The following is a 24,680-nucleotide window of genomic DNA, read 5'->3' as shown; positions in this document are numbered from 1 at the left end:
ATGAATGTGGATGTGAGTCAAAAAAATAAGCGGTTGACTGATGAAGATGTCAGGGCATTGATCGCCCGGAGTCAAGAGGGTGATCAGGAAGCAAGAGATTTGTTAGTCGAAAGAAATGTCCGATTGGTATGGTCGGTAGTGCAGCGATACATCCACCGTGGTTACGATCAGGAAGACCTGTTCCAAATCGGCTGTATCGGGTTGTTGAAGTCCGTAGATAAATTCGACTTGAACTATGAAGTGAAGTTCTCTACTTATGCAGTGCCGATGATTATTGGTGAGATACAACGCTTCATCCGTGATGACGGCAGTGTAAAAGTTAGCAGGTCATTGAAAGAGACAAACAATAAGATTCGGCGGAAAAAAGAAGAATTGACCAAAGAGTTTGGCAGATCGCCGACCATCGAGGAGATGGCTAAGGCGCTGGAAATGACTACAGAAGAAGTGGTACTTGCTGAAGAAGCAGGCAGGGCGCCTCAATCTATACATGAAACCGTATATGAAAATGATGGTGATCCTATTACCTTACTGGATCAGATGGCTGAAGATGATACCAAGTGGTTTGATAAAATGATGCTCCAGGATGTCATCCGCAAACTGGATAAAAGAGAACGACTGATTATTTATCTTCGCTATTTCAAGGATCAGACACAGACGGAAGTGGCAGAACGGCTTGGCATATCCCAAGTACAGGTATCCAGGTTAGAAAAGAAAATATTGAAAGAGATTAAAGAGCAAATGGAGCCTGATTAATCTCTACGATGGACGCATTGCCTACGATGCGTCTTTTTGTATGTCTTCCTACAAGTGCATGTTTTTCCGGTTACTATCCATACTAAGAAATAAAGGCTCAGGTCGAAAGGGTAGTTTTTATGGGAAATATTGTATATGTTCGGCTGCGGAAAAAGGTGGATATGACAAGTTATCGCCCTGTTCTCCTTAAAGACATCGCCTATCTCGCTTGTTCAATAACTTTAAAAGAAAAGATGGAAACACTGCCACTTCACTATATAACGAAAAAAGACAAAAACCTCATTGTTATTGATGGTTTTGTAGTAATAGAAAAAATTGCTGAGTCATTTCCAGAAGTTGAAGTTCAGCTCATAGGGCCTCCGCAGACGATCATTACTATTGCTACCAAGAAGCGAAAACCTCCTTTATGGATGGTGGCGGGCATATGGGTGTTGTTATTTGTAGGTGCAGCTATGGCAATCATGAACTTTCACTATGATGTGAGTATGGAAGCGGTGCATCAAAAACTTCATTTTATGCTTACAGGAGAACAGAAAAAACATCCTGTTTGGATTCAAATCCCTTATTCGATAGGGCTTGGACTTGGTATGATCCTATTTTTTAATCATGTTTTTAATAAAAAAATCAATGAAGAACCGTCCCCGTTAGAAGTAGAAGTTTTTAAGTATCAACAGAGTATGGATTCCTATGTAGCCGTTAATGAAAATAAGGTGGAAAACGACGATGATAACCATTCTTCTTGAAATCCTGATAGGACTGGCTGCAGGAATAGCAGTAGGGACTGGTTTTGTTGCTTTCCTGACTGTCTTGGGAATCATCCCGCGATTGATGCAATTAAGCGGTGCCACTAATAAAGTACGAAGCTACGAATCAGCTGTAATCATAGGAACCTTTGCTGGAATATATCTCTCTTTCGGTGATCAGGCTATATTTCTGCCTGATGTTGTCATTGGCATTTGGGGCTTACTGCACGGGATATTTATCGGTATGCTGGCCGCAGCGCTTACAGAAGTATTGAATGTATTCCCCCTCCTTACGAAACGAATCGGGATGGAGGGGCAATTGTTGTTATTAATGATGGCTCTAGTGCTGGGTAAAATAACCGGCTCATTATTCCATTGGCTTCTATTCGTGAAATGAAACTTGGAGGTAATAACATGAGCGATAAATTTGTGCAGGCTCAATATAATAAAACCATTAAAAATTACCAGCCAAAACCAAATTACTTTTGGAACTGTCTGAAGGCTTTTATCGTTGGAGGGTTGATATGTGTCATCGGCCAGGCGGTGACAGACTTTTACGTGAATGTACTAAACTTTTCTGAAAAAGAAGCGGTCAATCCTACAGTAACGACATTAATCTTTACAGCTGCTTTGTTAACCGGCTTCGGTGTATACGATAAACTCGGCCAGTTTGCTGGTGCGGGATCGGCAGTGCCGGTCACTGGATTTGCTAACTCGATAACATCTGCCGCTCTTGAACATAAGAGTGAGGGTTTAGTTCTTGGCGTAGCAACCAACTTGTTCAAGCTTGCCGGGTCAGTCATCGTATTTGGAGTAGTAGCAGCATATGTTCTTGGCATGCTGAGATATACTTGGCAACATTTCTTCTAGGAGGAACAATCATGGGTAAAATGGGACAGCAGTCTTGGTTATATAACAGTGCCATCTATATTAACGCTGCAGGCACAGCTGTAGGTCCGCTGGAAGCAGCTGGTCCTTTAGGAGAGAGTTTTGATCGAACGTACCAGGAATTACATTGCAATCAAGACAATTGGGAGCTGGCTGAACGCCAATTGATGAAGGATGCAGTCCATGCCTGTTTACAAAAATCTGGCAAAGATCGCTCAGAGATGGATTTGTTCCTTGCCGGTGACTTACTTAATCAAAATGTTACTGCGAATTATGTTGCTAAGGAGTTGGGTATACCTTTTCTATGTATGTTTGGTGCCTGCTCGACATCCATGGAAACGTTGGCTACCGGTGCTTCATTAATAGATGGAGGTTTTGCAGATCAAGTAATTGCGGCTGTAAGTTCACATAACGCCACAGCAGAGAGGCAGTTCCGTTATCCAACGGAATATGGTGGGCAAAAACCAAAGACAGCCACATTTACTGTCACAGGAAGTGGTGCCGTAATGATCTCTAAACAGAAATCAAACATACGAGTGGAGGCTGCCACAATCGGCCGGGTCATGGATTATGGCACAAAGGATCCATTCGATATGGGTTCGGCGATGGCACCAGCTGCTTACGATACGATCAAGAATCATTTTCAGGACATGGGCCGCTCCCCGAAAGATTATGATTTGATTGCCACTGGGGATCTATCTTCTGTCGGAACTCCTATCGTACGGGATATGCTGAAGGAAGATGGATTTGATGTAGAAGAGGTGCATAATGATTGTGGCTTGATGATCTATCATAGTGACCAGCCTGTCTTCAGTGGAGGTAGTGGATGTGCCTGCTCAGCTGTTGTGACCTATGGGAAGTTGCTGGATGACCTGGCATCAGGAAAATACAACAAAATTCTTGTAGTAGCTACTGGGGCGTTGATGAGTCCGACCATGGTTCAGCAGAAGGAGTCCATTCCTGCGATTGCTCATGGTGTGGTACTCATGCGAGAGGAGGGAGCATGATGGTTTATCTTTGGGCATTCCTGGTTGGAGGAGGCATTTGTGTCATCGGGCAGCTGCTGCTGGATATTGCAAAGCTGACGCCGGCTCATGTCATGTCATCCTTTGTCGTAGCGGGAGCCGTCCTGGATGCTTTTGATTTATACGATAACTTGATTGAATTTGCTGGAGCGGGAGCGACCGTCCCTATTACAAGCTTCGGCCATTCCTTGCTTCATGGTGCCATGGAGCAAACGAAAGAGCACGGTTTTATCGGAATAGCAACTGGAATATTCCAGCTTACATCAGCCGGTATCGCCTCAGCAATATTGTTCGGATTTCTGGTCGCTGTCATTTTCAAACCAAAAGGGTAAAGAATCCGGACCTTAACTTAGACGGGCGGTAGAGAAAGGAGAACGTCATGGAGAAGCAAAAAGAAACCAGTGTGATGTCACGTTTACATGATATTGAAAAATTCATGGATGAACAAGTAGGCATCGAAGAATCCTTTGATGTAGGTTTCCGGCAGTTTCCGATTTTGGGACGAAAGCTGAATATGTATTATGTCACAGGTCTTGTTGATACTGCCTATGTCATTGAGTTGATGAAAGAATTGATGGAGTGGGAAGCGGAACAACCAAGAACACGTAAAGTGTTTGAAGGAATATATGAACACCTTGTCCATCAACAAGTCGAAATTGCTGAATCGATGGAAGAATGTATTACTCAATTATTATCAGGGTTGGCTGTCATCTTTGTTGAGGGTGAGAAAAAAGCGTTCATCATTGACGTGAGATCCTATCCGGGCAGGTCACCTGAGGAGCCCGATACCGAAAAAGTCGTCCGTGGATCACGGGATGGTTATACAGAGAATATTATTGAAAACACAGCTTTGACACGAAGAAGAATCAGGGACGGAAGGCTGCGTCATGAAATTGTCAAATCAGGTACAAGGTCAAAAACAGATATATGTATATCTTACCTGAAAGACGTGGCTGATCCAGGATTAGTGAAACTTGTAAAAGAAGAGGTAAAGAATATTGAAATTGATGGTCTTTCAATGGCTGATAAAACGGTAGAGGAATATATTGTGAAACAAGGGTTTAATCCTTTTCCACTGGTCCGCTATACAGAGCGACCTGATGTTGCTGCCAGCCACCTCTTTGAAGGGCATGTTTTAATTATGGTAGACACAACCCCAAGTATGATCATTACTCCTACTACTTTTTTTCATCATGTCCAGCATGCGGAGGAATATCGGCAATCGCCGGTGGTTGGGACGTTCATCAGGTGGATTCGGTTCATCGGTATGTTTGCTTCCGTGTTTTTACTGCCATTCTGGCTGCTGATGGTTATGGAGCCTTCTCTGCTTCCTGAACCACTTGCTTTCATTGGTCCAAATGAAGAAAGCAGTATACCTGTCGTCATTCAGATATTAATAGCAGATATCGGAATTGAATTTTTAAGGATAGCAGCCATCCACACCCCCACCCCCCTATCAACTGCGATGGGTTTGATAGCTGCTGTACTAATCGGACAAATTGCCATTGATGTTGGCATGTTTGTGCCTGAAGTAATATTGTATGTGGCGGTAGCGGCTATCGGTACTTTTGCTACGCCTAGTTATGAGTTGAGTGTAGCAAATAAAATCAGCAGAATCCTTCTATTGTTGTTTACTGCATTCTTTGGAGTGAAAGGATTTACTATTGGTTTTACGATATATATCCTTGCCTTGGCACGAACAAAATCATTAAACACGCCTTATTTTTGGCCGTTTTTGCCATTCAATATGAAGGCAATGATGCAAATATTATTCCGTCTTTCTGTTCCATTAGCCAAAGTCCGGCCAAGTATCGTCCATCCACAAAATAATAACCGGCAGCCGTAATTTGGTATTTGCCGGTTTTAGCACCATATGATAAATTTAATATAATTTACAAATAAGAATGTCTTTCCCTCACTGGGGGCATTCTTTTTTGATTGTGGCTCTCCTGAAACAATTATTGTACGTTTCGAAAAAAGGAAATGAAGCCGTTTCCCTGAACTGGTCCAATCCGTATGATAAAGGAGAAAGTAATCAAAATATTTTGGATGGTTGATAGAGGAAGGAAGGAACTACATGAGTTTACCATATAATGAGCAAGGCCATTTACTTATTGGAGGAATTGATGCAGTGTCATTAGCAGAAACGTATGGCACTCCATTATTTGTATATGATGTCGAGCGTATCCGTAAAAATGCCCGTGCATTCGTAAAAACATTTGAAGATAGAGGAATGAAGGCTCAGGTTGCCTATGCCAGCAAAGCCTTTTCTTCTGTGGCGATGCTGCAAGTAGCTAAACAGGAAAACCTGAGTCTTGATGTCGTCTCTCAAGGTGAATTATATACGGCGCTTAAGGCAGACTTTCCGGTAGAAAAGATCCATCTCCACGGCAATAATAAAAGTGTAGATGAATTAGAGATGGCTGTAGAACAAGGAATCGGCTGTATCGTGGTCGATAACTTCTATGAAATTGATTTGCTAACCGCTATCCTTGAAGAGAAGCAGAAAGAAATGGATGTGCTGTTAAGAGTGACACCGGGTATTGAAGCACACACCCATGACTATATTCTGACCGGCCAGGAGGATTCTAAGTTCGGTTTTGACTTATCCAGTGGTCAGGCTGACGCAGCGTTTGAACGTATCCATGCAACTGAACGCATACATCTAATCGGTCTCCATTGCCATATCGGTTCACAGATCTTTGAAACAAGCGGGTTTTTAATGGCGACTAAAAAGCTGTTCACTTCCATGGGAGAATGGCGGGAGAAATACGGGTTTATAGCTGATGTACTTAACCTGGGAGGAGGTTTCGGCATCCGTTATACGAAAGATGATGATCCCCTGGAATTAGATGCCTATGCCCACGCGCTTATCAATGAAGTTAATGAACAGGCTGCTGTGCGTAATTATCCAATACCGGAAATCTGGATAGAACCGGGCCGTGCGATTGTCGGTGATGCCGCGGTTACTTTATATTCTATCGGCTCTATAAAAGAAATTCCCGGGGTCCGAAAGTATATTTCTGTGGATGGCGGTATGACTGATAACTTAAGGCCGGCATTGTATCATGCGAAATATGAAGCTGTTGTTGCCAATCAAATGGACGCTCCATTGCATGAAAAAGTTTCCGTAGCAGGGAAGTGCTGTGAATCCGGAGATATGCTAATATGGGATGTGGAGCTACCGGAAGTATCTCATCATGACATTCTTGCTGTAATGAGTACTGGCGCTTATGGCTATTCGATGTCTAATAATTACAACCGTTTTCCAAGAGCTGCTGTAGTTTTCGTGGAAAATGGCGAACATCAACTGGTCATTGAGCGGGAAAGCTATGAAGATTTGCTAAGGTTAGATTGCTCTTATAAAAAAGGAGAGGAGAGTCTTACATGAAAAAAGGCAGCATTACGTTTGAAACAGGAGAAAAAATTTTATTGGAATTTTACCCGGAAGATGCACCGGGAACAGTAGCCAACTTTGAAGAATTAGCCAACAGTGGTTTCTATGATGGAGTCATTTTCCACCGTGTAATCCCTGGTTTTGTAGCACAAGGAGGAGACCCGACCGGAACTGGCCGTGGTGGCTCCGGTAAAACAATTAAATGTGAAACGGAAGGGAATCCGCACAAACACGTTGCCGGGTCACTCTCAATGGCCCATGCCGGGAAAGATACAGGAAGCAGTCAGTTCTTTCTGGTCCATGAACCTCAGCCGCATTTAGACGGCGTCCATACTGTATTCGGACAAGTTACTGAAGGAATGGATACAGTCTTGAATATCAAACCGGGAGATACAATGAAAGAAGTCCGCGTGTGGGATGAAGAGTAAGTAGGAGAATAGTGGGCCTGTTTCGGCTCACTATTTTTCTATCTATGATATCCTTACGGGAGGGGAGAGATTACCGTTTGTTGGAATTTTTGACAGCTATGATCTGGGTAGTTCCTTTGGGTATCTTAATCCATGAATTAGGGCATGCCATTCCGACAGTGCTAATCAACCAGGGGGAAGCCAAGGTGCGGATCGGCTTTGGACCGAAATTGATTCAAATCAAAATGGGGAAGCTTCATTTATATATACACGCTATATTCTTCCTTGGCGGTCATACAGAGAGCAGGCATAACTGTGGAATTTCTCTTTGGAGAGAGGCGATGATTACCTTAAGCGGACCGCTGATGAACCTGTTCTTTTTTTTCTTGCTCTATCTATGGTTAGAAGAAGGTAATACCTTTCTATGGTTCAATTTATATTTATCAGTTGTCAATCTGATCCCCTTTTATTGGAAGGGAAAATATTCGGATGGCTATCGTTTTTTCCATATATTATTAAATAAACAATTACATAAGACAACTTGAATAATTTTTTAGTTTAGCTTATGCTATTCGTTGAAGCTTAAAAAGGTTATTAACACGGGGGAAGCTGAATGAGAAAGAAAAATGTGATTTTGTTTATCGTTTTATTAACCTTTAGCATACTATGGGGATTATACTACTGGTTTTTCATAGCACTATAAAAATATGCATATATTTCAGCCATAAATGATTGATTGCTTCACCTGTCCATGATCGGTTGAAGCGGTAAATAGTAATAAGATGATCTTGGCTGGTTATTAAGGAAACAGCCTTTATCCTGCCCATCATGGGAGTAGGAAAGTTATTTTCATAATGAGGGGTTACTATGTTAATTCGTTATAAGAAAACATTTGAAAAAATTGCAATGGGGCTGTTGTCATTCATGCCAGAAGAGAAGGATGTCAAGAAGCTCCAGCAAACCATAAAAGAATATGAAACCAATGAGGATTGGCAGTTATTCCTTTGGAAGGACGAAGATATCCTCGGGGCAGTCGGTGTCCGATTAGAAGAAGGCGAACGAGCGGTGATTCAACATGTCACTGTCAACCCTTCTCATCGAAATATGGGCATTGGTAAAAAGATGGTGCAAGGCGTGAAGGGCTTTTATAAGGACCAATATCACGTATGTGCTGACGAAGCCACAAGTGGTTTTTTAGAAAAGTGCTGCACAACTGGTTCAGATGCTAAATCTGCTGAAGCCTGATAAAAATAAGCGCATGTCGTTGACATGCGCTTATTTCATTTAGGTAAGGGATTTACTTTTGGCTTAGCTGGTCTACTTGTACTGTCTCGCTTGAATGACGGTCTCTTAACTTATGTTTATGAGTAAGGAAGTAGTCGCCAGGGTCTGTTTCCCTGTTATAAGGAACATTCCAGTACAGACATTTTCTATGAACGATAGCCTGCAGGTCAGAATCCAGTATTGATATATTAACATTATAATAAGGTTTTTTTTGTCGCAGTGATTCGTGAACTTCGGTTAATGTAATCTTTATATCATGCGCATGTAATCCCAGGCTTTCTAAATTGTCTGCCTGGACATTCCAGGTGCGTTCCAGACGTTTTAACAGCTTGATGGCGCCATTTTCGTTACCCCGTCTGTAATGGTATAGGCTTACAGCGAACTGAATTAACCATACCCAGACAGACTCACGGTGGCATGGGGTAGTTTCTTTCCAATATTCTTCTAATACTTCATGACATTCAAAAAAGTCCTTCGTTCCATTGAAATGGGCTAGAAAATCTGTATAGGCTTGGGGATAAATCATTACATTGCTCCTTCTTAGAAGATACCATGAGTGTAACATATATGAGGGCGAAGAAAGAATCACCAAATTTTTATGACAAGTGTTTGTTATCTGTCTATTTCTGGACTAAATGGCTTTATAAGTATAAACGAAATGAACAATACGAGGTTTAATGTAAAAACGCCACTTTATTCACCGCTCCTTGTATCTTGCAGTTAACGAAGCTTTGATTTTTTGGTAAGATACATCTTACGATACTAAAGGAGTATACCGCTCTTTGTTTAGGCGGTATTGATATCATTCCAATGGAATGTGGAGGAAATACATATATGAAACAAAGTTATCAAGTAAAGATAGACGCATTTGAGGGACCGTTGGATCTTCTTTTACATTTGATCAACCAGTATGAAATCGATATTTACGATATTCCTGTCGCTGATATAACAGAACAGTATATGACTTTCATCCATACGATGCAAGAACTGGAGCTGGATATAGCAAGTGAATATTTAGTCATGGCAGCAAGCCTGTTAGCAATGAAAAGCCAGATGCTCTTACCCAATCAATCTTTTGATTTGGATGATGAAGAAGATCTGGAAGAAGACCCCAGGGAAGAGTTAATGAGGCGTTTGATTGAATACCGCAGATATAAGGATGCCGCGTTGCACCTTAAACACAAGGAAGAAAATGCTGACCGAACGTATACAAAACCCCCTTCGAACCTCGAAGATTTTCAAGACGGTAAGCCTGTGGTGCGTGAAGGCGAGGGGTCGATCTATGACATCCTGGGAGCTATGGCTAAAATACTGAAAGGCCGTAAAAAACAGGAGAGGAGTCGTACCGACACCAAAATTCAACGTGATGAAATCCCGATACAAACGAGAATGACTGAAATTAAGGAGTATATTAATAGCTCAGGAAACGCTGTTAGTTTTTTTGAACTTTTTCCGGAGCCATCCCGCCAACATATTGTCGTAACTTTTATGGCCCTGTTGGAATTGATGAAAGGAAAAGAAATCTATTGTGTGCAAGAAAAGCACTTTGACGAATTGCTGGTATATAAAATGGAGGATTAATTAATGGACATTCATGAGTATAAAGGGATAGTAGAAGGGCTTCTTTTTGCTGCCGGGGAAGAGGGAATAAACACAAATAAACTCAGAAATGTACTCGAAGTAGAACAAGAAGCGCTAGGTGAAATACTTGATAGCCTGAAAATTGACTACAGAGATAATAAACGCGGTCTTGCCCTTATGGCCGTGGACAATATGGTCTATATGACTACTAAAGCTGAACATGCTCCCTATTTGAAGCGATTATTAGATACGCCGTATGCATCCCGGTTGTCACAAGCCGCCCTGGAAACGCTTGCTATCATTGCCTACCAACAACCAATTACCAGGTCGGAAATTGAAGAACTGCGAGGAGTGAAGAGTGAACGCGCAATTCAGACCCTCACTACCCGCTCCCTGATTAAAGAAGTCGGGAGGAAAGAGGGGATAGGGCGTCCCATTTTGTATGGTACTACGAAAGATTTTTTAACTTACTTTGGAATAAGCTCCTTAGAAGACTTGCCCCCTTTACCAGAAGGGAATGAAGAAGATGTGGAGACAGAAGCCGACCTTTTCTTTGAAGAATTCAAAGCACCAGCTTCAGAGAAGCAACCCGATGAAGAATAATATACAACTTTTTCAATAGGGTTATGGTAAAATATACTTATATCATATGTTGATAAGGGGGAGCCTATGGAAATCATATCTGCGAAAGGCGTAGAGTTGGTAAAAGAAAAGTCCAATTCACCTGAAGAATTTTTCAATCGCTCCGAAGTAATTTATGAAGATAAGGGCAAAGAACACAGTTTTTCTTTACTATATTTACGGTATTTTGATGAAAAGCCTGAAGAGTTTACACCTTTTTCGGAAAACCCGGTAATGGTGTTCGGTGAGGAAGAAATCATGCTTAAGGACATGGCAGCTTTTATTGCACTTGTGAAAAATCCTGGCTATAAACATCGCAAAAAAGTGTATCTTAATGATTATGACAAATATAAGGAACTGTATACGAATGTGAATTGGGAAGCTGCCAAACAGGCCTTCTTAAAGCTTAGCGATGGCAAGCGATTCGATCTCGAATCCACCCTGGAATTTCTTCATGCTTGAGATTGACCTTCATGAGATATTCACCACTTAGGAGGCTGGCTATGCGCAAACAGATGATACGGGCACAACTGAATGTGGCAGGAAGTTATTTAACATTAATAGTTGAGCAGTTAGATGCCTATCTTGATTATCATCAACTGGATAGTTTAATGGAAGAACAAGGAAGTAAAGAAAAAAGATACTACCGTTCTTTATTGAAGTCGCTTCGCAGGTTAGAAGTGTTTTGTGATGAAGCTAAAGACGCCATTGCTGTCCTGCTTCAATCGGAAGGGTTTAAAACGGCAGCAGCAGAGCGGACGTTGTACGGTATATACCATCAATGTATCGCAGAGTTTTTTGCTCCTAAAAGTGATACTTGGTATGAGGACAGCCGTGCCGCGTATACTGGGGAAAGTGCAATCCTTTATCATTACGAGCCACCGCTTTCCTTTAAAAAATTGATGTTGAAACTGGAGTCATCTTTTCAAAAAGTCCGGCAAGAATTGGAATGTTATGAGACAACTAACCAATCGAGAACTGCCCTGGATGGAAATAAGAAAGAGGGCCCGGCATCCTGAGAGATAGGCAACCAATCACAAGCCAATAAGGAACTGCCCCAGAAGTCTGTCATAGGCTTCTGGGGCAGTTTTTTTGGTGTGATTCATACTTTTTATATTTTAGAGGTTAGATTAAAAAATTATCCAGGAGATATGGCTTGCTCGCAAATGTTGCTGCTCGTTTCGTTCAAAACGATTTATTTTCGGCTGTTCCTATTTAAAAGAGGCCCATCTATATCATACGCTCGTCTCCTTCGCATAGATTAAATAGTAAGTTATGAATTGAAGGAGGAGCGGCTTTGAAGAAGCGCACAATTATATGGTTGATTTATAGTTTCCTCATCGTTAGTCTTATTCATCCATTTCAAGCGGAAGCAGCGATCTCTGTCTCTGCCAGGAATGCTGTGCTTATGGACATGCAGTCAGGGAGAGTTTTATATGAGAAGGCCGCTGACGAAGAAGAGTTGATTGCAAGTACGACAAAAATAATGACAGCACTAATAGCCGTTGAATCTGGAAAATTAGAAGAAAAAGTGAAAGCGAGTCATAATGCTGTTTATACCGAAGGGTCATCCATCTATTTAAAAGAAGGAGAAAAGATGGCCCTCAAGGATCTCGTTTACGGCTTGATGCTCCGGTCCGGTAACGATGCGGCTATGGCAATTGCAGAGCATGTGGGCGGGTCTCAGGAAGGGTTCGCATTTTTGATGAACGAAAAGGCGGCCTGGCTTGGAATGAACCATTCCAACTTTGATAACCCGCATGGTCTCGATTCGGACAATCATTATTCTACTGCGTATGATTTGGCAGTATTAATGCGAAGTGCCATGCAGAATGATACATTCCGTGAAATAACAGGAGCGGACCGGTACTTATCTGAAAACAGAGATTATTACTGGTTCAATAAAAATAAACTCCTCACAAAATATTATGATTATTGTACCGGAGGGAAAACAGGATATACCAAAGCAGCAGGCAGGACATTAGTATCGACAGCAAAAAAAGGGGATATGGAACTGGTCGCTGTGACATTGAATGCAGGAGATGACTGGAATGATCATCAACGGATGTACGAGTGGGGCTTTGAAAATTTTGATCACGTCCTCCTTCAGGAAAAAGGTAAAGTTCCAGTAAACGTCCCCGATAAGAAATCTTTATATTATACAAGAGATGTTATTTGGCCGGTAACCGCTTCTGAGAAGCAGTCACTTCATTCAAAGTTGAATTTGCTGTCGAATACTGACAGCTCACTTGTCGCAAGGCATGTAATCTATCTCGAGGACAGTCCAATCATGGCCACAGCTGTTGTGGATAGTCCTTCTGAGCGAACATTACTTTCTTACTGGCGGGAAAGAGCCAATCGGTTTATGGGGTTGGCGTCATGGTAAATATTATCTGGTCGTTGCTCGCAGTAGTAGGAATTGTATTTGCTGCTTTTAATGGCACGATGGAAGAAGTTAATAAAGCCATTTTCAGTACCATTGATGATGCGATTATGATAACGCTGACCATGATGGGGGTGCTGATATTCTGGTTAGGGTTAACACGTATTGCCGAGGAGGCTGGATTGCTGAGAGGTCTTGCCGCTTTGTTCCGTCCCGTCGTTCAGCGGATATTCCCTGACATCCCCAAAGACCACCCGGCCATGGGTTATATTTTATCGAATATGACCGCCAATTTGTTCGGGTTAGGCAATGCTGCTACGCCAATGGGTTTGAAGGCGATGAAAGAATTAAAGCAGCTCCATGGTAAGGATACAGCAAGCCGATCGATGATTACATTTCTGGCAATCAATACTTCCTCCGTTACATTGATACCGACGACGGTAATAGCAATTCGGATGAAATATGGCTCTGTTGATCCGACGGCGGTTGTCGGAGCGGCTATTATAGCTACCACTATTTCCACAACAGGAGCTCTATTGATTGATCGTTATTTTTACTGGCGAAGATACAGGAGGGGAGCAGAATGAGTATCAGCATTTGGATAATCCCCGCTATTATATTGCTGATTCTCTTAACAGCGACCTACAAAAGGGTCCCAACGTATGAAAAGTTTGTGGAAGGAGGCAAGGAAGGGATAGATATAGCTATCTCCCTGCTGCCTTTTTTGATTGGGATGATGGTCTCCATTGCTATCTTCCGTGCTTCCGGAGCAATGGAAGCATTCATCACTTTAGTAAAACCACTTACAGTGTTGCTGGGCATGCCTGAAGAAATATTGCCATTAGCACTTGTACGTCCGTTATCCGGAACCGCTGCATTAGGGATGACAAGTGAATTAATAAAAACTTATGGACCTGATTCGTTTATCGGGTATTTGGCATCTGTTATGCAAGGGAGTACCGATACGACCTTTTATATACTGACCGTTTATTTTGGTGCAGTCGGAATAAAAAAGATGGGGGACGCGCTTAAAGTTGGACTAGCCGCTGACATGATTGGTATAATAGCTTCAATAATAGTTGTCACCATCCTTTTCAGTTGAGCAGGATAGGGAGACCAGATAGTAAGCCACGCTGAAAATCTCAGCGTGGCTTACTGTCGGGTATTGGATGCTTCTTGCCTGGTCAGTTAATTTCCTCTCATGTGTTCATAAGGCGTTAACATTTTTCCCGTACTATAAATTGTATATGGCTTTCATTAAGTTTGTATAGAAATAGTTAATGGAGTTAATCACTTAATGAAGGGGGAAATGACGTCTATTATTTATCCATTATATTATATAACAATAACTAAGTAGGTGATTAGTATGACAGGTTCATTAGAACGTTTACAGAAAGTAATTGCTAAAAGTGGTGTTACATCAAGAAGAAAAGCGGAAAAGCTGATTGTGGAAGGAAAGGTATCCGTCAACGGAAAGGTCGTTACGGAACTGGGGACGAAAGTGACAGCCGATGATAAAGTAGAAGTGGAAGGTGTGCCATTGACCAAAGAAGAACCGGTTTATTTTCTTCTATATAAGCCACGCGGTGTAATTTCCAGTGTCAAAGACGATAAAAACCGTAAAGTAGTAACAGATTTTCTTCCTGAAGAAATAGAGGAACGTGTATTTCCAGTCGGCCGTCTGGATTATGACACCTCCGGGATTTTATTATTAACAAATGATGGGGAATTCGCCAATCAATTGATGCATCCTAAACATGAAATTGAAAAAGTATATATCGCGAAGACAAAAGGAATCCCTTTAAGAGAAGATTTAGCTAAGCTGACAAAAGGAATACGGTCTGATGGTGAAGTATTAAAAGCTGCACATGTCAAAACAAAGTCGGTGGATAAAAAGAAGAACACAGCTATTATTCAATTGATCCTGCACGAAGGGAAAAACAGACAAGTGCGTCGAATGTTTGATTCCATCGGGTTTCCTGTCGATAAATTGAAACGGGAACGTTATGGTTTCCTTGATCTTCATGGTTTAAATGCAGGGGAGCTTCGTGAGTTGACCCCCCATGAAGTGAAACAGCTAAGGCATTTAGCGGAGAAAAATGTTAAATAACTTTCACATTTACCAATAGTGTTAAATGTTATAATCGCAAAAGGAGTGGTGAAAATGGATAAAAAGAAGAAAAAACAACGTCGGATGATATTTCGCACCCTGACATTAGCTGTGTTGGTCGGTCTTGTCATTTTTGCGATTATTGGAAATTTGTCTCAAGATGATGCGGTTGTTGCGGAAGGTGAACAGGCTCCGAACTTTGAACTGGAACAATTCGGTACAGAGGGTGAAAGAAAATCTCTGGATGATTTCAAAGGAAAAGGAGTAATGCTCAACTTCTGGGCTACATATTGCAAGCCTTGTGAAGAAGAAATGCCTTACATGCAAGAGCTGTACCCAAAGTATAAGGAAAAAGGTGTAGAGATAGTGGGCGTCAACCTTGATTCCACGAAACTGGTAGTCAATCGTTTTATTGATAAATATGAGCTCACTTTTACTAATCTTCATGATAAAAACGGGCAGGTAATGGATCAATATGGAATCAGCCCGATTCCTTCCACTTTTTTCATTGATGAAAATGGCGAAATTGTAGATAAAGTCATCGGACCTCTGACACTTGAAAAACTGGAAGAACATTTGAAAGAGATTCAACCGGAAGCATAAGTCTTAGGTATAGAGAGGTTTTACTATGAAAAAGATCAAATGCGAATGCGGGCACGTCAACCCGGAAGGTACAGTATTATGCGAAGCCTGCGGGAAGCCGATTGAAGGCAACCAGCATATTGATGGAAATAAGAAAGACTCGTTATTGAATATGCGTTATGAAGGAAGTGCTCGTCGTTCCCAGACTTATAATCGTAATATAGTAGATAAAGTATGGAACTTTTTCTCTTCTGTTAAAGTCGGGGTCTGGCTGATCATTATTACCCTGGTTGCGTCATCCCTTGGTACGATTTTTCCCCAGGAGATGTATATCCCTCCGGGCTCTGACCCGGCGACATTTTATGAAGACCAATATGGACTGGCAGGCAAAATCTATTATCAATTAGGATTCCACAATTTATACAGCACGGTATGGTTTATGTTGATGATTGCACTCATTGGTGTTTCCTTGGTCATTTGCAGCATTGACCGGGTGGTTCCATTACATAGGGCACTAAAAAAACAAAAACCTAAACGCCATCATACTTTTTTGAAACGCCAGCGTGTTTTTGGGGAAACTAACGGACAAGCTGATGTTGAAGCTTTTAAAACAAAACTGAGAAAGCAGCGGTATAAAGTTTGGGATGAAGATGGACATATCCTCGCAGAGAAAGGTAGATTTTCCAGGTGGGGTCCTTATGTCAATCATATCGGGCTTATTATCTTTCTTTTAGGGGCATTGTTACGCTTTTTACCTTCTATGTATATCGATGACTTCGTATGGGTTCGGGAAGGTGAGACTGCTGTAGTGCCGTCCACAGACGGTCAATATTATGTTAAAAATGAAGACTTCATTCTTGAAAACTATGATCCTGATAAAGACGAACGATTCCAGGAAGCGTTGATGAACCAAAATGCTCCCGTTGCCAGCAACTATCAAACCAATGCTGTGATATACGAGCGTACCAACAATGACGTGGTAGGAGCTGAGCCGGAACTCGAAGAAATTCAAAAAAAAGAAATTGTTGTCAATAAACCGGCTAAGTTTGATGGTTTTGCCCTATATCAATCCAGCTATCAGTTAGATGAATTTTCTGCTATGTCTTTTACCCTCCATGAAACGGACGATGAATCAGCAGTACTGGGTGAATTTACTGTCGATTTGACGGATCCGGAGATGGAATACGAGCTGGATAGCGGTGCCAGGGTAGTAATCGATGAATATTTTCCAGAATATTACATGGACGAGAATCAGCCACGCTCTAAATCTAAATTCCCTAAAAATCCGGCATTTGTATTTTACGTTTATCCTCCAGATGGAGGCGATCCAGAGGTCAGTTTTGCCGGTATCGGAATGAATATCGATCCGACTAATGAAAATCAATATAAGCTGAGCCTGGCAGGTTACGATACAAGGGATGTTACTGGACTGGCTGTGAAAAAAGATTATACGCTGCCGTTTATGGCTGTAGGGGGATTAATCTTTATGATTGGGGTCGTCCAGGGAATGTACTGGAACCACCGAAGGATATGGCTGCAGCCTAGGGAGGACGGCGTCTGGATTGCCGGCCATACGAATAAGAATTGGTATGGACTGAAGAAAGACATCGAAAAGTCTATTGATCAGACAGGAATCGACATACCGGAGGATCAGCAGCAATTAAAAGGTTGACCCTTTTCAAGAAAAAGGGGATAGGAGGATAATTAAATGGGAAATCTGGTATCAATCAGCAGTAATCTATTATATGCTTCATTTTTCTTTTACATGATCGCTACCTTCTTTTTTGGCGGGACGATTCGTGATAAAAAAAATAGTGGCAGAGGAAAAGCAAGTACTATTGGGATTTCCTTGACTATTGCCGGGTTTATCACCCAGCTCGGTTATTTCTTCACTCGTTGGGCAGCCAGCAAACATGCCCCGGTGAGTAACTTGTTTGAATTTACGACATTTTTCGGCATGATGCTTGTCATGGCGTTTATCATCATTTACTTTATCTATCGGTTGGATGTTATTGGTTTATTTGCACTGCCAGTTGCATTACTTATCATTGCCTATGCAAGCATGTTTCCGAGGGAGATATCGCCCTTGGTTCCTTCCTTGAAATCCCACTGGCTGTATATTCATGTAACCACAGCCGCAATTGGAGAGGCTATCTTAGCTATCAGTTTTGTGGCAGGCTTGATATTTTTAATCCGGCAAATCGATCAGACAAAAAAGTCTAAGCATACATTCTGGCTTGAATTTGTAATTTACTCCATTTTCTCTACTTTGGGTTTTATCATTGTCACTACTACTTTCGGTGCCATGGATTACCAGGCCCAGTTTCAGGCACCTATAGAAGGTCAGATTACAGCGGTAGAATATCACTTACCTGCAATTGCTGGCCCAAATGCCGGAGAGTTACAAACGGCGGGAGCCATGCAGCCACTATTTGATGCCCCGGAATGGATGAGGGGAGAAAGCGCAGCAAGAAAATTTAACACATTGATTTGGTCTCTTTTGAGCGGACTAGTTCTTTATGGGGCTGCACGTTTGATTTTGAGGAAGCGAGTAGCTGCAGTCATCCAGCCGAAGCTGAAAAAATTCAACCCGGATTTAATTGATGAAGTCTCTTATCGTGCAGTTTCGATCGGATTTCCAATATTCACATTAGGTGCTTTAATATTTGCCATGATTTGGGCACAAGAAGCCTGGAATCGATTCTGGGGATGGGATCCGAAAGAGGTATGGGCACTGATTACCTGGTTGTTCTATGCATTTTTCCTTCATCTGCGCTTATCAAGAGGCTGGCACGGTACTAAATCAGCCTGGCTTGCCGTAGGAGGATTTGCTATCATCATGTTCAACTTGATTGCTGTCAACCTTATTATCGCTGGATTACACTCCTACGCTTAAATATTTAGGGATTGATTTGTAAGATACTTGCAGAAGAAAAGACCAATGATAGACCATTAGAGGCCAGCAGTTCTCTGATGGTCTATCGTTTACATAATCATTTTTTGTTATGCTAAGAGGAAAAGAAACAAAGGTAATAGAATTGAATGATATATAGGGACTTTTAGAGGGGGCATCGCTATGGAAAAAGAAGCAAGGGTATTAGTAGTAGATGATGAAGAAAGAATCAGACGGCTGATTCGTATGTATCTAGAAAGAGAAAACTTTGAGGTTGAAGAAGCAGAAGATGGAGATGAAGCACTTACTAAGTCACTGAATAACGATTACGACGTGATATTATTGGATATTATGATGCCTGGAAAAGATGGAATTGAAGTTTGTAAGGATTTACGTGAGAAAAAAGCTACGCCCGTGCTGATGCTTACAGCAAAAGGAGAAGAAAGCAATCGTGTTCAAGGGTTTGAAGTAGGAGCAGACGACTATATTGTAAAACCATTCAGCCCGAGAGAAGTAGTGCTTCGGGTTAAAGCGATCCTGCGTCGGTCTTCGTCTACGAAGTTTCTTCAAACGGAGACTTCGGCAAATAATGTATTGGTGTTTCCTCATCTGACAATTGATAATGACGCACACCGGGTGACCGCTGATGGAAAAGAGGTAACATTGACCCCGAAAGAATATGAATTATTACATTTCCTTGCCAAAGCTCCTGATAAGGTCTTTGAACGGGAGCATTTATTGAAGGAAGTCTGGCAGTATGAATTTTTCGGTGATCTAAGAACAGTGGATACACATGTAAAACGACTGAGGGAAAAGTTAAGCAAGGTTTCCAAAGATGCCGCAAAAATGATTGTAACTGTCTGGGGTGTGGGATATAAATTCGAGGTAAGTGGTGACTGATGTTTTGGCGCAGTGTCGTAGGTAAACTATGGTTCACTATATTATTATTAGTTTCTTTTGTATTATTTCTTTTGACCGTATTACTCCTGGAGTTTTTTGAGAACTTTCACATTTTAGAAGCTGAAAGAGAGTTATTACAGACGGCAGAAAAGGTTTCCGAAATTGTTGATGAATATGGCGAAAGGGATTTAATTTTAGACACCTCTACCAGAGTGAAAGACCCTTCAAGCCGTGTCGTGATCTTTTTTAATGAGGACGACATGTGGAGTTCCTCGGCAGAAGGGACTCTGCCTCAAATCGACCGCCAATGGATTGAATCGGATGAGGAGCTTTCTTCCGTATTGACAGGGTCAGATCAAGTGAAAAAAATAGCGGATATTGATAACTTTCAAAATGGGGTCATGGTAGTAGGTACATCGTTAAATGCAGAAGGTTCAGGTGTCTTTGTCTACCAGTCTCTCGACTCAGTAGAAGAGACGACAATGCAGACGACTAAAATCATTTTTCTGGGTGCCGGAATAGCAATCATTTTGACTACGATATTCGCTTTCTTCTTATCGACACGGATCACAGCACCGCTAATCAAGATGCGAGAAGGTGCATTAGAACTTGCTAAAGGGGAATTCAACACGAAAGTACCCATTCTTACCCATGATGAAATTGGGGAGCTCGCAATGGCATTTAATCGGATGGGGCGCCAGTTAAAATTTCATATTAATGCATTGAATCAGGAAAAAGAGCAGTTGTCAGGGATTCTAAGCTCTATGGCTGATGGGGTTATCACTATAAATCGCCAAGGGGAGATCCTGATTACCAATCCTCCCGCTGAACAATACCTGCAAGCCTGGGCTTATGAAGAAGGTGGGACTGATATTGCTTATAAAGATGAGCCTATGCATTTGCCGGAAAGGTTGAAAGAGATATTCAACCAAGTGATTGAGACGGAGACGGAAGTAATGACAGAAACAGATGCCCAAGGGAGAAACTGGGTTATTATCATGACGCCATTATATGATAAATCTTCTGTCCGCGGAGCTGTTGCGGTATTAAGGGATATGACTGAAGAACGACGCCTGGATAAACTGAGACAGGATTTCATTGCAAATGTTTCCCATGAGTTACGCACCCCAATCTCGATGATGCAAGGGTATAGCGAAGCAATTGTAGATGATATAGCTGAAAGCAAGGAGGAGAAAAACGAACTTGCCCAAATCATCTATGAAGAATCCCAGCGGATGAGCAGACTGGTTAACGAACTGCTGGATCTGGCAAGAATGGAAGCCGGCCATATCACTTTGAATAAGGAAGAGGTAGAAATACGTCCGTTCGCAGAAAAGATTGTACGTAAATTCCAAGGGCTTGCCCAGGAGAAAGATGTCAACTTAAGACTCCATGCTCCAGAAGCGATGGGCACCAAATATTTTGACCCGGATCGTATCGAGCAAGTGTATACGAATTTAATCGATAATGCGATTCGCCATACCAATACAGGTGGAAATGTTGATATTCATCTGGAAATGACGAATGAAGGAATCCATTCGGCTGTACAGGATTCTGGCACTGGGATTCCTGAAGAAGATTTGCCATTTGTATTCGAGCGTTTCTATAAGGCAGACAAATCGAGGAAAAGGAAAAAGGGAAAGACAGGTACAGGCCTTGGGCTCTCTATCGCTAAACATATTATTGAAGCACACCAGGGAACTATTGCTGTGCACAGTAAAGAAGGTTCGGGTACGACATTTTCTTTTCACTTGCCTGATCTTAGCGAAGATCTACAAGATTTGTAATAAAATCTTGTTACCTGTGAAACAACTATTTACTTTCCCCTAGCTTATGGTAATATAAAAATAGAATTGAATAAGTGAATCAAGGTACTTTTGAGTAGTTGAAAAGGGAATTTGGTGAAAGTCCAAAGCTGTCCTCGCAACTGTAAGTGCCACGAACCGGACAGACCACTGTACCGTAATGTATGGGAAGGGTCCGTAGTAGGGAAAGCACAAGCCAGTAGACCTGCCTTGATTCGTCGTTTCAAAGCTTCGGGGATTGAGCTGTTTGAGACAACCGGTGGAATAAACCCATTAAGTCGGGACCTATTTGAATACTGGTAGTCCAAGCCCATTCTGTTGAAGAATGGGCTTTTAATGTGGGGAAAAGGCGGTTGTCTATCTGAATTTCACACCCAAAAGCAATGAAACAAACAAACTGCGTGAAAGGATGATAGATCATGCTAAACATGAAGCAATTTATTGTTGCTGTATTAATGGCAGCGGCAGTATTGACAGGATGTCAATCCGGATCAGAGGAGTCAAGTCAGGCTCAACAAGAACAGCAGGAACAGGTACCTGTGAAGGTCACTATTTCCCAAGGGGAAGGTGAAGAAATGGTGGCAGAAAAAGAGTTGGAAGTTGAGGAAGGTACAAGTTTAATGGAAGTTTTAAAAGATAATTTCGAAGAAGTAGAGGAAAAAGATGGCTTCGTAACCAAGATTGAAGGGATAGAGGCAAAAGAAGGGGAACAGAAAGCCTGGTTCTTTACGATCAATGGAGAGGATGCGTCTGTGGGAGCAAAAGAATACAAAGTAGAAGAAAATGACTCTTTCACTTTTGATTTCCATGCATGGGACTGATAAGGATGAACACCTATAAAATAACATTAATAGCATTGCTGGCGTCCCTCGCGGTAGTTGGCAGGTATGTATTCGCTTTTTTACCAAACGTTCAGCCGGTTACTGCTATCATCATTATTGCGGGATTTTGGCTGGGGCCACTAGCAGCAGTTGTGCTGGCAGTTTTGGTCACCTTCCTGTCCAATGTCATGTTAGGGATGGGGATCTGGACGATATGGCAAGTAGCTGCCTGGGCTGTCATTGGTTTGGTTAGCGGATTGATCGGCAGATATTGGTCAGCTATTCCGCTGCTATTATTGGCTGCTTTCGGAGCGTTGAGTGGCATATTTTATGGTCTGGTATTGTCTGTAACCATGTATAGCTTTGCAGGATCATTTTGGGGATATTATCTGGCCGGCCTGCCATTTGATCTTTACCATGCTGCAGGCAATGCAGTGTTCATCACCACGCTTTATCCTGTATTCAGTCGTCTGTTTCAACGTTATTATAACCAATGGATACCAGCTTGAAATACCAGCCAATAAAGGTTGGTATTTTTTCTATATTATGACTATTATTAAGGGGGATGTAACTTTTTAATACATAATGCGACTAATTTAGTGAACAGGAGGTCTCTCCACTGTGAGATCGATATTTGAATCTCTTTATGAAAAATATCATCAGGATATATTTCAGTTTATTTTTTATATGGTGAAGAATCGGGAGCAAACGGAAGACCTCGTTCAAGAGGTTTATATAAAAGTCTTAAAATCTTACGATAAGTTTAAAGGGGACAGCAGTGAAAAAACTTGGTTGTTTTCTATTGCCAGACATGTCACGATCGATTTCTTTCGTAAGCAGGAAAGAAAGAGAAAACGCCTGCTGGAATTTTTCGACTGGGAGAAAAAAGGCGAACAAATAAAAGATCAACAGCCTTTACCAGAGGAGATAGCTGAAAAAAATGAGCAAATACAAATTCTTTATGAACACTTGGATAAGCTGACAGTGGATCAGAGAAGTGTCATTATTTTGAGATTCATACAATTAATGTCAATCCAGGAAACCGCTGATATTTTAGGGTGGTCCATCAGTAAAGTGAAAACAACCCAGCATCGGGGCATGAAAGTATTGCAGGATTTGATGGCAGATCAACGAAAGGAGGGAGATAATTATGAAGCAAAATAAAAACGACAGGCGTAAGGAACTGGAAAAGGATTTAGAAAAATTCCCTTTTATCCAGGACCACCAGGATAAAGATGAGCTTTATAACAAAATTTCCCTTCAAATGATGGAAGAAGAGCCCAAAAAAAGAAAACTGGTTATCATGCCAATCTTTGCTCTGGTTGCGGTGCTCTTTCTAACAGCCCTCATCCTCCCGCCCATTTTAATAGACCAGTCTGGCGAAGACTCGATGGATATAGCGACAGAATCCAATGAGGGCGGTGAAGATAACTCAGAAACCCTGCATGATGAGCAGTCAGCGGAGCTCTCCCAGATCCCATCTGAAATGGAAGTAACAGAGCGAGACATGGATGGCAGCGAACTGCAAAGTTATTTGGTGTTTGAAAAATTTAAGGAAAACCCATTTATAATTGCGGTTGCCGCAGGAATGAATGGGGAGCAGATCATCCCATTTGCCATTACAACAAAGGATGGACAATTGAATTATACCACTACTACCACTTTAGTGGCTGAACAAGCAGAAGAACTTGGCGTGGCCGGTTTTCCATTACAAGGAACAGAAATAAACAGGAAGGGAACGGAAGCAGATATAATTTTTCCGGAGGATTTTCAAATGGCTGGAGGTTCAAGCTCTGATGTTATGCTTCATAATAGTATCGAGCAGACCTTTCAAAATAGCCAAGTATCGCAAGTGAACCTTAAATATAAGGATGGACGTCCTTTTGAAATGGGTAACTTTGGAACGGTTGAGTCCTTGACAATCGCCTCCTCTGTGAAAGTGAGTTATAAACTTTATAACTATCCGGCAACGGAATCAAAGTTTTTAGTTCCTATAAAGATAGATGAAAACGCCACAATCGAAGAGGCATTTCAAACGATGATCGATAATGAGGGAGGAGAGTACATCGATTCCGCAATACCGGCAGGTGTTTCGTTAAAAGGGGAAGAAGCCAGTGAGGAACTGCTTTCCGTTACTATAACCACCTCAAATAAATTGGAACCGGACCAACAATCCATAACGATGATTGAAGCTGTGTTGGCTACGGCTGCCTCATTTGGTTATGAACATGTACAATTGCAAGGTCTCCCATTCAGGAGTATTGATAGGTATGATCTCTCCAACCCTTTGGAAACCCCTGTAGCAGTGAACCCTCTTCTTATGGATACAAACTAAAAAGCAGACAAAATATACAGTTTAAGCTGCCTGCTGGATTAGGGGAGCCAGCGAGGCAGGGGAATACATTATGGTGAAGTGCTGCAATGCGAGAGTTCCGTGTTAAAATAAAATGGGGGATAGGAGTAAAGACAGGGGAGTAAATAAAAAAA

The 24,680-nt window shown here is 41.8% G+C and carries 29 protein-coding genes and 1 riboswitch; of the genes, 28 read left to right on the top strand and 1 reads right to left on the bottom strand.

Annotated elements, in window-relative coordinates:
- The 11 genes from sigF to B9Y67_RS17940 all read left to right on the top strand — a co-directional run bounded on the left by sigF (position 1) and on the right by B9Y67_RS17940 (position 8,458).
- Positions 1-753 (top strand): RNA polymerase sporulation sigma factor SigF, encoded by a 753-nt coding sequence (sigF, locus tag B9Y67_RS17990; protein WP_085508753.1) that lies wholly within the window; start codon positions 1-3, stop codon positions 751-753.
- A 119-nt stretch (positions 754-872) separates the two neighbouring features.
- Complete coding sequence (locus tag B9Y67_RS17985; RefSeq protein WP_085508752.1) at positions 873-1,496, top strand: stage V sporulation protein AA; 624 nt, start codon at positions 873-875, stop codon at positions 1,494-1,496.
- Positions 1,477-1,893 (top strand): stage V sporulation protein AB, encoded by a 417-nt coding sequence (locus tag B9Y67_RS17980; protein WP_062446499.1) that lies wholly within the window; start codon positions 1,477-1,479, stop codon positions 1,891-1,893. The genes B9Y67_RS17985 and B9Y67_RS17980 overlap by 20 nt, the downstream gene beginning before the upstream one ends.
- 17 nt (positions 1,894-1,910) lie before the next feature.
- Positions 1,911-2,366 carry a stage V sporulation protein AC gene (gene spoVAC, locus B9Y67_RS17975; RefSeq protein WP_062446497.1) on the top strand — a complete coding sequence of 152 codons (456 nt, stop codon included), beginning with the start codon at positions 1,911-1,913 and terminating at the stop codon, positions 2,364-2,366.
- 11 nt (positions 2,367-2,377) lie between these two features.
- Positions 2,378-3,391, top strand: coding sequence for a stage V sporulation protein AD (gene spoVAD / locus B9Y67_RS17970; RefSeq protein WP_085508751.1), 1,014 nt, complete (start codon positions 2,378-2,380; stop codon positions 3,389-3,391).
- Entirely contained in the window at positions 3,391-3,741 is a 351-nt protein-coding gene (spoVAE, locus tag B9Y67_RS17965) for a stage V sporulation protein AE (protein ID WP_085508750.1), read from the top strand. Before spoVAD ends, spoVAE begins: the two co-directional genes overlap by 1 nt.
- A gap of 47 nt (positions 3,742-3,788) precedes the next feature.
- Positions 3,789-5,255 carry a spore germination protein gene (locus tag B9Y67_RS17960; protein ID WP_085508749.1) on the top strand — a complete coding sequence of 489 codons (1,467 nt, stop codon included), beginning with the start codon at positions 3,789-3,791 and terminating at the stop codon, positions 5,253-5,255.
- A 231-nt stretch (positions 5,256-5,486) separates the two neighbouring features.
- Positions 5,487-6,800, top strand: a complete 1,314-nt coding sequence (lysA, locus tag B9Y67_RS17955) for a diaminopimelate decarboxylase (protein ID WP_085508748.1) — start codon at positions 5,487-5,489, stop codon at positions 6,798-6,800.
- Positions 6,797-7,234: a peptidylprolyl isomerase gene (locus B9Y67_RS17950; RefSeq protein WP_085508747.1), complete on the top strand. Its 438-nt coding sequence runs from the start codon at positions 6,797-6,799 to the stop codon at positions 7,232-7,234. The genes lysA and B9Y67_RS17950 overlap by 4 nt, the downstream gene beginning before the upstream one ends.
- 77 nt (positions 7,235-7,311) lie before the next feature.
- The gene (locus B9Y67_RS17945; protein WP_176224045.1) at positions 7,312-7,758 is read left to right on the top strand and encodes a site-2 protease family protein; all 447 of its coding nucleotides are present in this window, start codon (positions 7,312-7,314) and stop codon (positions 7,756-7,758) included.
- A 322-nt stretch (positions 7,759-8,080) separates the two neighbouring features.
- Complete coding sequence (locus B9Y67_RS17940; RefSeq protein WP_085508745.1) at positions 8,081-8,458, top strand: GNAT family N-acetyltransferase; 378 nt, start codon at positions 8,081-8,083, stop codon at positions 8,456-8,458.
- A 52-nt stretch (positions 8,459-8,510) separates the two neighbouring features.
- Here B9Y67_RS17940 and B9Y67_RS17935 read toward each other — a convergent pair whose 3' ends face one another.
- Positions 8,511-9,023: a DUF309 domain-containing protein gene (locus tag B9Y67_RS17935; RefSeq protein WP_176224044.1), complete on the bottom strand. Its 513-nt coding sequence runs from the start codon at positions 9,021-9,023 to the stop codon at positions 8,511-8,513.
- 308 nt (positions 9,024-9,331) lie between these two features.
- Between B9Y67_RS17935 and B9Y67_RS17930 the strand changes: the two genes are divergently transcribed.
- The 17 genes from B9Y67_RS17930 (at position 9,332) to B9Y67_RS17850 (ending at position 24,528) form a co-directional block, all read left to right on the top strand.
- The gene (locus B9Y67_RS17930; RefSeq protein ID WP_085508743.1) at positions 9,332-10,078 is read left to right on the top strand and encodes a segregation/condensation protein A; all 747 of its coding nucleotides are present in this window, start codon (positions 9,332-9,334) and stop codon (positions 10,076-10,078) included.
- Positions 10,079-10,081: 3 nt separating this feature from the next.
- Entirely contained in the window at positions 10,082-10,681 is a 600-nt protein-coding gene (gene scpB, locus B9Y67_RS17925) for an SMC-Scp complex subunit ScpB (RefSeq protein WP_085508742.1), read from the top strand.
- 66 nt (positions 10,682-10,747) lie between these two features.
- Entirely contained in the window at positions 10,748-11,161 is a 414-nt protein-coding gene (locus B9Y67_RS17920) for a hypothetical protein (protein ID WP_085508741.1), read from the top strand.
- A 41-nt stretch (positions 11,162-11,202) separates the two neighbouring features.
- Entirely contained in the window at positions 11,203-11,718 is a 516-nt protein-coding gene (locus tag B9Y67_RS17915; protein WP_085508740.1) for a DUF3907 family protein, read from the top strand.
- Positions 11,719-11,996: 278 nt separating this feature from the next.
- Positions 11,997-13,085 (top strand): D-alanyl-D-alanine carboxypeptidase family protein, encoded by a 1,089-nt coding sequence (locus B9Y67_RS17910; RefSeq protein WP_085508739.1) that lies wholly within the window; start codon positions 11,997-11,999, stop codon positions 13,083-13,085.
- Positions 13,079-13,669, top strand: coding sequence for a nucleoside recognition domain-containing protein (locus tag B9Y67_RS17905; RefSeq protein WP_085508738.1), 591 nt, complete (start codon positions 13,079-13,081; stop codon positions 13,667-13,669). Before B9Y67_RS17910 ends, B9Y67_RS17905 begins: the two co-directional genes overlap by 7 nt.
- Positions 13,666-14,184: a spore maturation protein gene (locus B9Y67_RS17900; protein ID WP_062446466.1), complete on the top strand. Its 519-nt coding sequence runs from the start codon at positions 13,666-13,668 to the stop codon at positions 14,182-14,184. Before B9Y67_RS17905 ends, B9Y67_RS17900 begins: the two co-directional genes overlap by 4 nt.
- Positions 14,185-14,448: 264 nt before the next feature.
- Entirely contained in the window at positions 14,449-15,192 is a 744-nt protein-coding gene (locus B9Y67_RS17895; RefSeq protein WP_085508737.1) for a pseudouridine synthase, read from the top strand.
- A gap of 54 nt (positions 15,193-15,246) precedes the next feature.
- On the top strand, positions 15,247-15,795 hold the full coding sequence (gene resA / locus B9Y67_RS17890) for a thiol-disulfide oxidoreductase ResA (RefSeq protein WP_085508736.1): 549 nt from the start codon (positions 15,247-15,249) through the stop codon (positions 15,793-15,795).
- A gap of 25 nt (positions 15,796-15,820) precedes the next feature.
- On the top strand, positions 15,821-17,446 hold the full coding sequence (resB, locus tag B9Y67_RS17885; protein WP_085508735.1) for a cytochrome c biogenesis protein ResB: 1,626 nt from the start codon (positions 15,821-15,823) through the stop codon (positions 17,444-17,446).
- Positions 17,447-17,482: 36 nt separating this feature from the next.
- Positions 17,483-18,670, top strand: a complete 1,188-nt coding sequence (gene ccsB, locus B9Y67_RS17880; protein WP_085508734.1) for a c-type cytochrome biogenesis protein CcsB — start codon at positions 17,483-17,485, stop codon at positions 18,668-18,670.
- 180 nt (positions 18,671-18,850) lie between these two features.
- Positions 18,851-19,567: a response regulator transcription factor gene (locus B9Y67_RS17875; RefSeq protein ID WP_085508733.1), complete on the top strand. Its 717-nt coding sequence runs from the start codon at positions 18,851-18,853 to the stop codon at positions 19,565-19,567.
- Positions 19,567-21,354: an ATP-binding protein gene (locus tag B9Y67_RS17870; RefSeq protein WP_085508732.1), complete on the top strand. Its 1,788-nt coding sequence runs from the start codon at positions 19,567-19,569 to the stop codon at positions 21,352-21,354. The genes B9Y67_RS17875 and B9Y67_RS17870 overlap by 1 nt, the downstream gene beginning before the upstream one ends.
- A gap of 65 nt (positions 21,355-21,419) precedes the next feature.
- A riboswitch (cobalamin riboswitch) is annotated at positions 21,420-21,599 on the top strand.
- 201 nt (positions 21,600-21,800) lie between these two features.
- Complete coding sequence (locus tag B9Y67_RS17865) at positions 21,801-22,193, top strand: DUF4430 domain-containing protein (protein ID WP_176224043.1); 393 nt, start codon at positions 21,801-21,803, stop codon at positions 22,191-22,193.
- Between the two features lie 5 nt (positions 22,194-22,198).
- The gene (locus B9Y67_RS17860; RefSeq protein WP_085508730.1) at positions 22,199-22,702 is read left to right on the top strand and encodes an ECF transporter S component; all 504 of its coding nucleotides are present in this window, start codon (positions 22,199-22,201) and stop codon (positions 22,700-22,702) included.
- 112 nt (positions 22,703-22,814) lie between these two features.
- The gene (gene sigX, locus B9Y67_RS17855) at positions 22,815-23,357 is read left to right on the top strand and encodes an RNA polymerase sigma factor SigX (RefSeq protein ID WP_085508729.1); all 543 of its coding nucleotides are present in this window, start codon (positions 22,815-22,817) and stop codon (positions 23,355-23,357) included.
- Positions 23,344-24,528, top strand: a complete 1,185-nt coding sequence (locus B9Y67_RS17850; protein ID WP_085508728.1) for a hypothetical protein — start codon at positions 23,344-23,346, stop codon at positions 24,526-24,528. Before sigX ends, B9Y67_RS17850 begins: the two co-directional genes overlap by 14 nt.
- The last annotated feature ends 152 nt before the right edge of the window (positions 24,529-24,680 follow it).

Origin of the sequence: Thalassobacillus devorans, assembly GCF_900176565.1 — a bacterium.
In the GTDB taxonomy this organism is placed as follows: domain Bacteria; phylum Bacillota; class Bacilli; order Bacillales; family Halobacillaceae; genus Thalassobacillus; species Thalassobacillus devorans_A.
The sequence above is the reverse complement of the archived record's forward strand: the minus strand, read 5'-3'. Positions and strand labels throughout refer to the sequence as shown.

Bases quoted from the DNA above. Each gene is read 5' to 3' on its own strand.
- B9Y67_RS17875 (WP_085508733.1), top strand. From the start codon at position 18,851: ATGGAAAAAGAAGCAAGGGTATTAGTAGTAGATGATGAAGAAAGAATC.
- spoVAE (WP_085508750.1), top strand. From the start codon at position 3,391: ATGGTTTATCTTTGGGCATTCCTGGTTGGAGGAGGCATTTGTGTCATC.
- B9Y67_RS17980 (WP_062446499.1), top strand. From the start codon at position 1,477: ATGATAACCATTCTTCTTGAAATCCTGATAGGACTGGCTGCAGGAATA.
- resA (WP_085508736.1), top strand. From the start codon at position 15,247: ATGGATAAAAAGAAGAAAAAACAACGTCGGATGATATTTCGCACCCTG.
- B9Y67_RS17870 (WP_085508732.1), top strand. From the start codon at position 19,567: ATGTTTTGGCGCAGTGTCGTAGGTAAACTATGGTTCACTATATTATTA.
- spoVAD (WP_085508751.1), top strand. From the start codon at position 2,378: ATGGGTAAAATGGGACAGCAGTCTTGGTTATATAACAGTGCCATCTAT.
- B9Y67_RS17860 (WP_085508730.1), top strand. From the start codon at position 22,199: ATGAACACCTATAAAATAACATTAATAGCATTGCTGGCGTCCCTCGCG.
- ccsB (WP_085508734.1), top strand. From the start codon at position 17,483: ATGGGAAATCTGGTATCAATCAGCAGTAATCTATTATATGCTTCATTT.
- B9Y67_RS17895 (WP_085508737.1), top strand. From the start codon at position 14,449: ATGACAGGTTCATTAGAACGTTTACAGAAAGTAATTGCTAAAAGTGGT.
- B9Y67_RS17985 (WP_085508752.1), top strand. From the start codon at position 873: ATGGGAAATATTGTATATGTTCGGCTGCGGAAAAAGGTGGATATGACA.
- B9Y67_RS17915 (WP_085508740.1), top strand. From the start codon at position 11,203: ATGCGCAAACAGATGATACGGGCACAACTGAATGTGGCAGGAAGTTAT.
- B9Y67_RS17940 (WP_085508745.1), top strand. From the start codon at position 8,081: ATGTTAATTCGTTATAAGAAAACATTTGAAAAAATTGCAATGGGGCTG.
- B9Y67_RS17950 (WP_085508747.1), top strand. From the start codon at position 6,797: ATGAAAAAAGGCAGCATTACGTTTGAAACAGGAGAAAAAATTTTATTG.
- B9Y67_RS17900 (WP_062446466.1), top strand. From the start codon at position 13,666: ATGAGTATCAGCATTTGGATAATCCCCGCTATTATATTGCTGATTCTC.
- B9Y67_RS17850 (WP_085508728.1), top strand. From the start codon at position 23,344: ATGAAGCAAAATAAAAACGACAGGCGTAAGGAACTGGAAAAGGATTTA.
- B9Y67_RS17905 (WP_085508738.1), top strand. From the start codon at position 13,079: ATGGTAAATATTATCTGGTCGTTGCTCGCAGTAGTAGGAATTGTATTT.
- sigF (WP_085508753.1), top strand. From the start codon at position 1: ATGAATGTGGATGTGAGTCAAAAAAATAAGCGGTTGACTGATGAAGAT.
- resB (WP_085508735.1), top strand. From the start codon at position 15,821: ATGAAAAAGATCAAATGCGAATGCGGGCACGTCAACCCGGAAGGTACA.
- lysA (WP_085508748.1), top strand. From the start codon at position 5,487: ATGAGTTTACCATATAATGAGCAAGGCCATTTACTTATTGGAGGAATT.
- B9Y67_RS17935 (WP_176224044.1), bottom strand. From the start codon at position 9,023: ATGATTTATCCCCAAGCCTATACAGATTTTCTAGCCCATTTCAATGGA.
- B9Y67_RS17865 (WP_176224043.1), top strand. From the start codon at position 21,801: ATGAAGCAATTTATTGTTGCTGTATTAATGGCAGCGGCAGTATTGACA.
- spoVAC (WP_062446497.1), top strand. From the start codon at position 1,911: ATGAGCGATAAATTTGTGCAGGCTCAATATAATAAAACCATTAAAAAT.
- B9Y67_RS17930 (WP_085508743.1), top strand. From the start codon at position 9,332: ATGAAACAAAGTTATCAAGTAAAGATAGACGCATTTGAGGGACCGTTG.
- B9Y67_RS17920 (WP_085508741.1), top strand. From the start codon at position 10,748: ATGGAAATCATATCTGCGAAAGGCGTAGAGTTGGTAAAAGAAAAGTCC.
- B9Y67_RS17960 (WP_085508749.1), top strand. From the start codon at position 3,789: ATGGAGAAGCAAAAAGAAACCAGTGTGATGTCACGTTTACATGATATT.
- scpB (WP_085508742.1), top strand. From the start codon at position 10,082: ATGGACATTCATGAGTATAAAGGGATAGTAGAAGGGCTTCTTTTTGCT.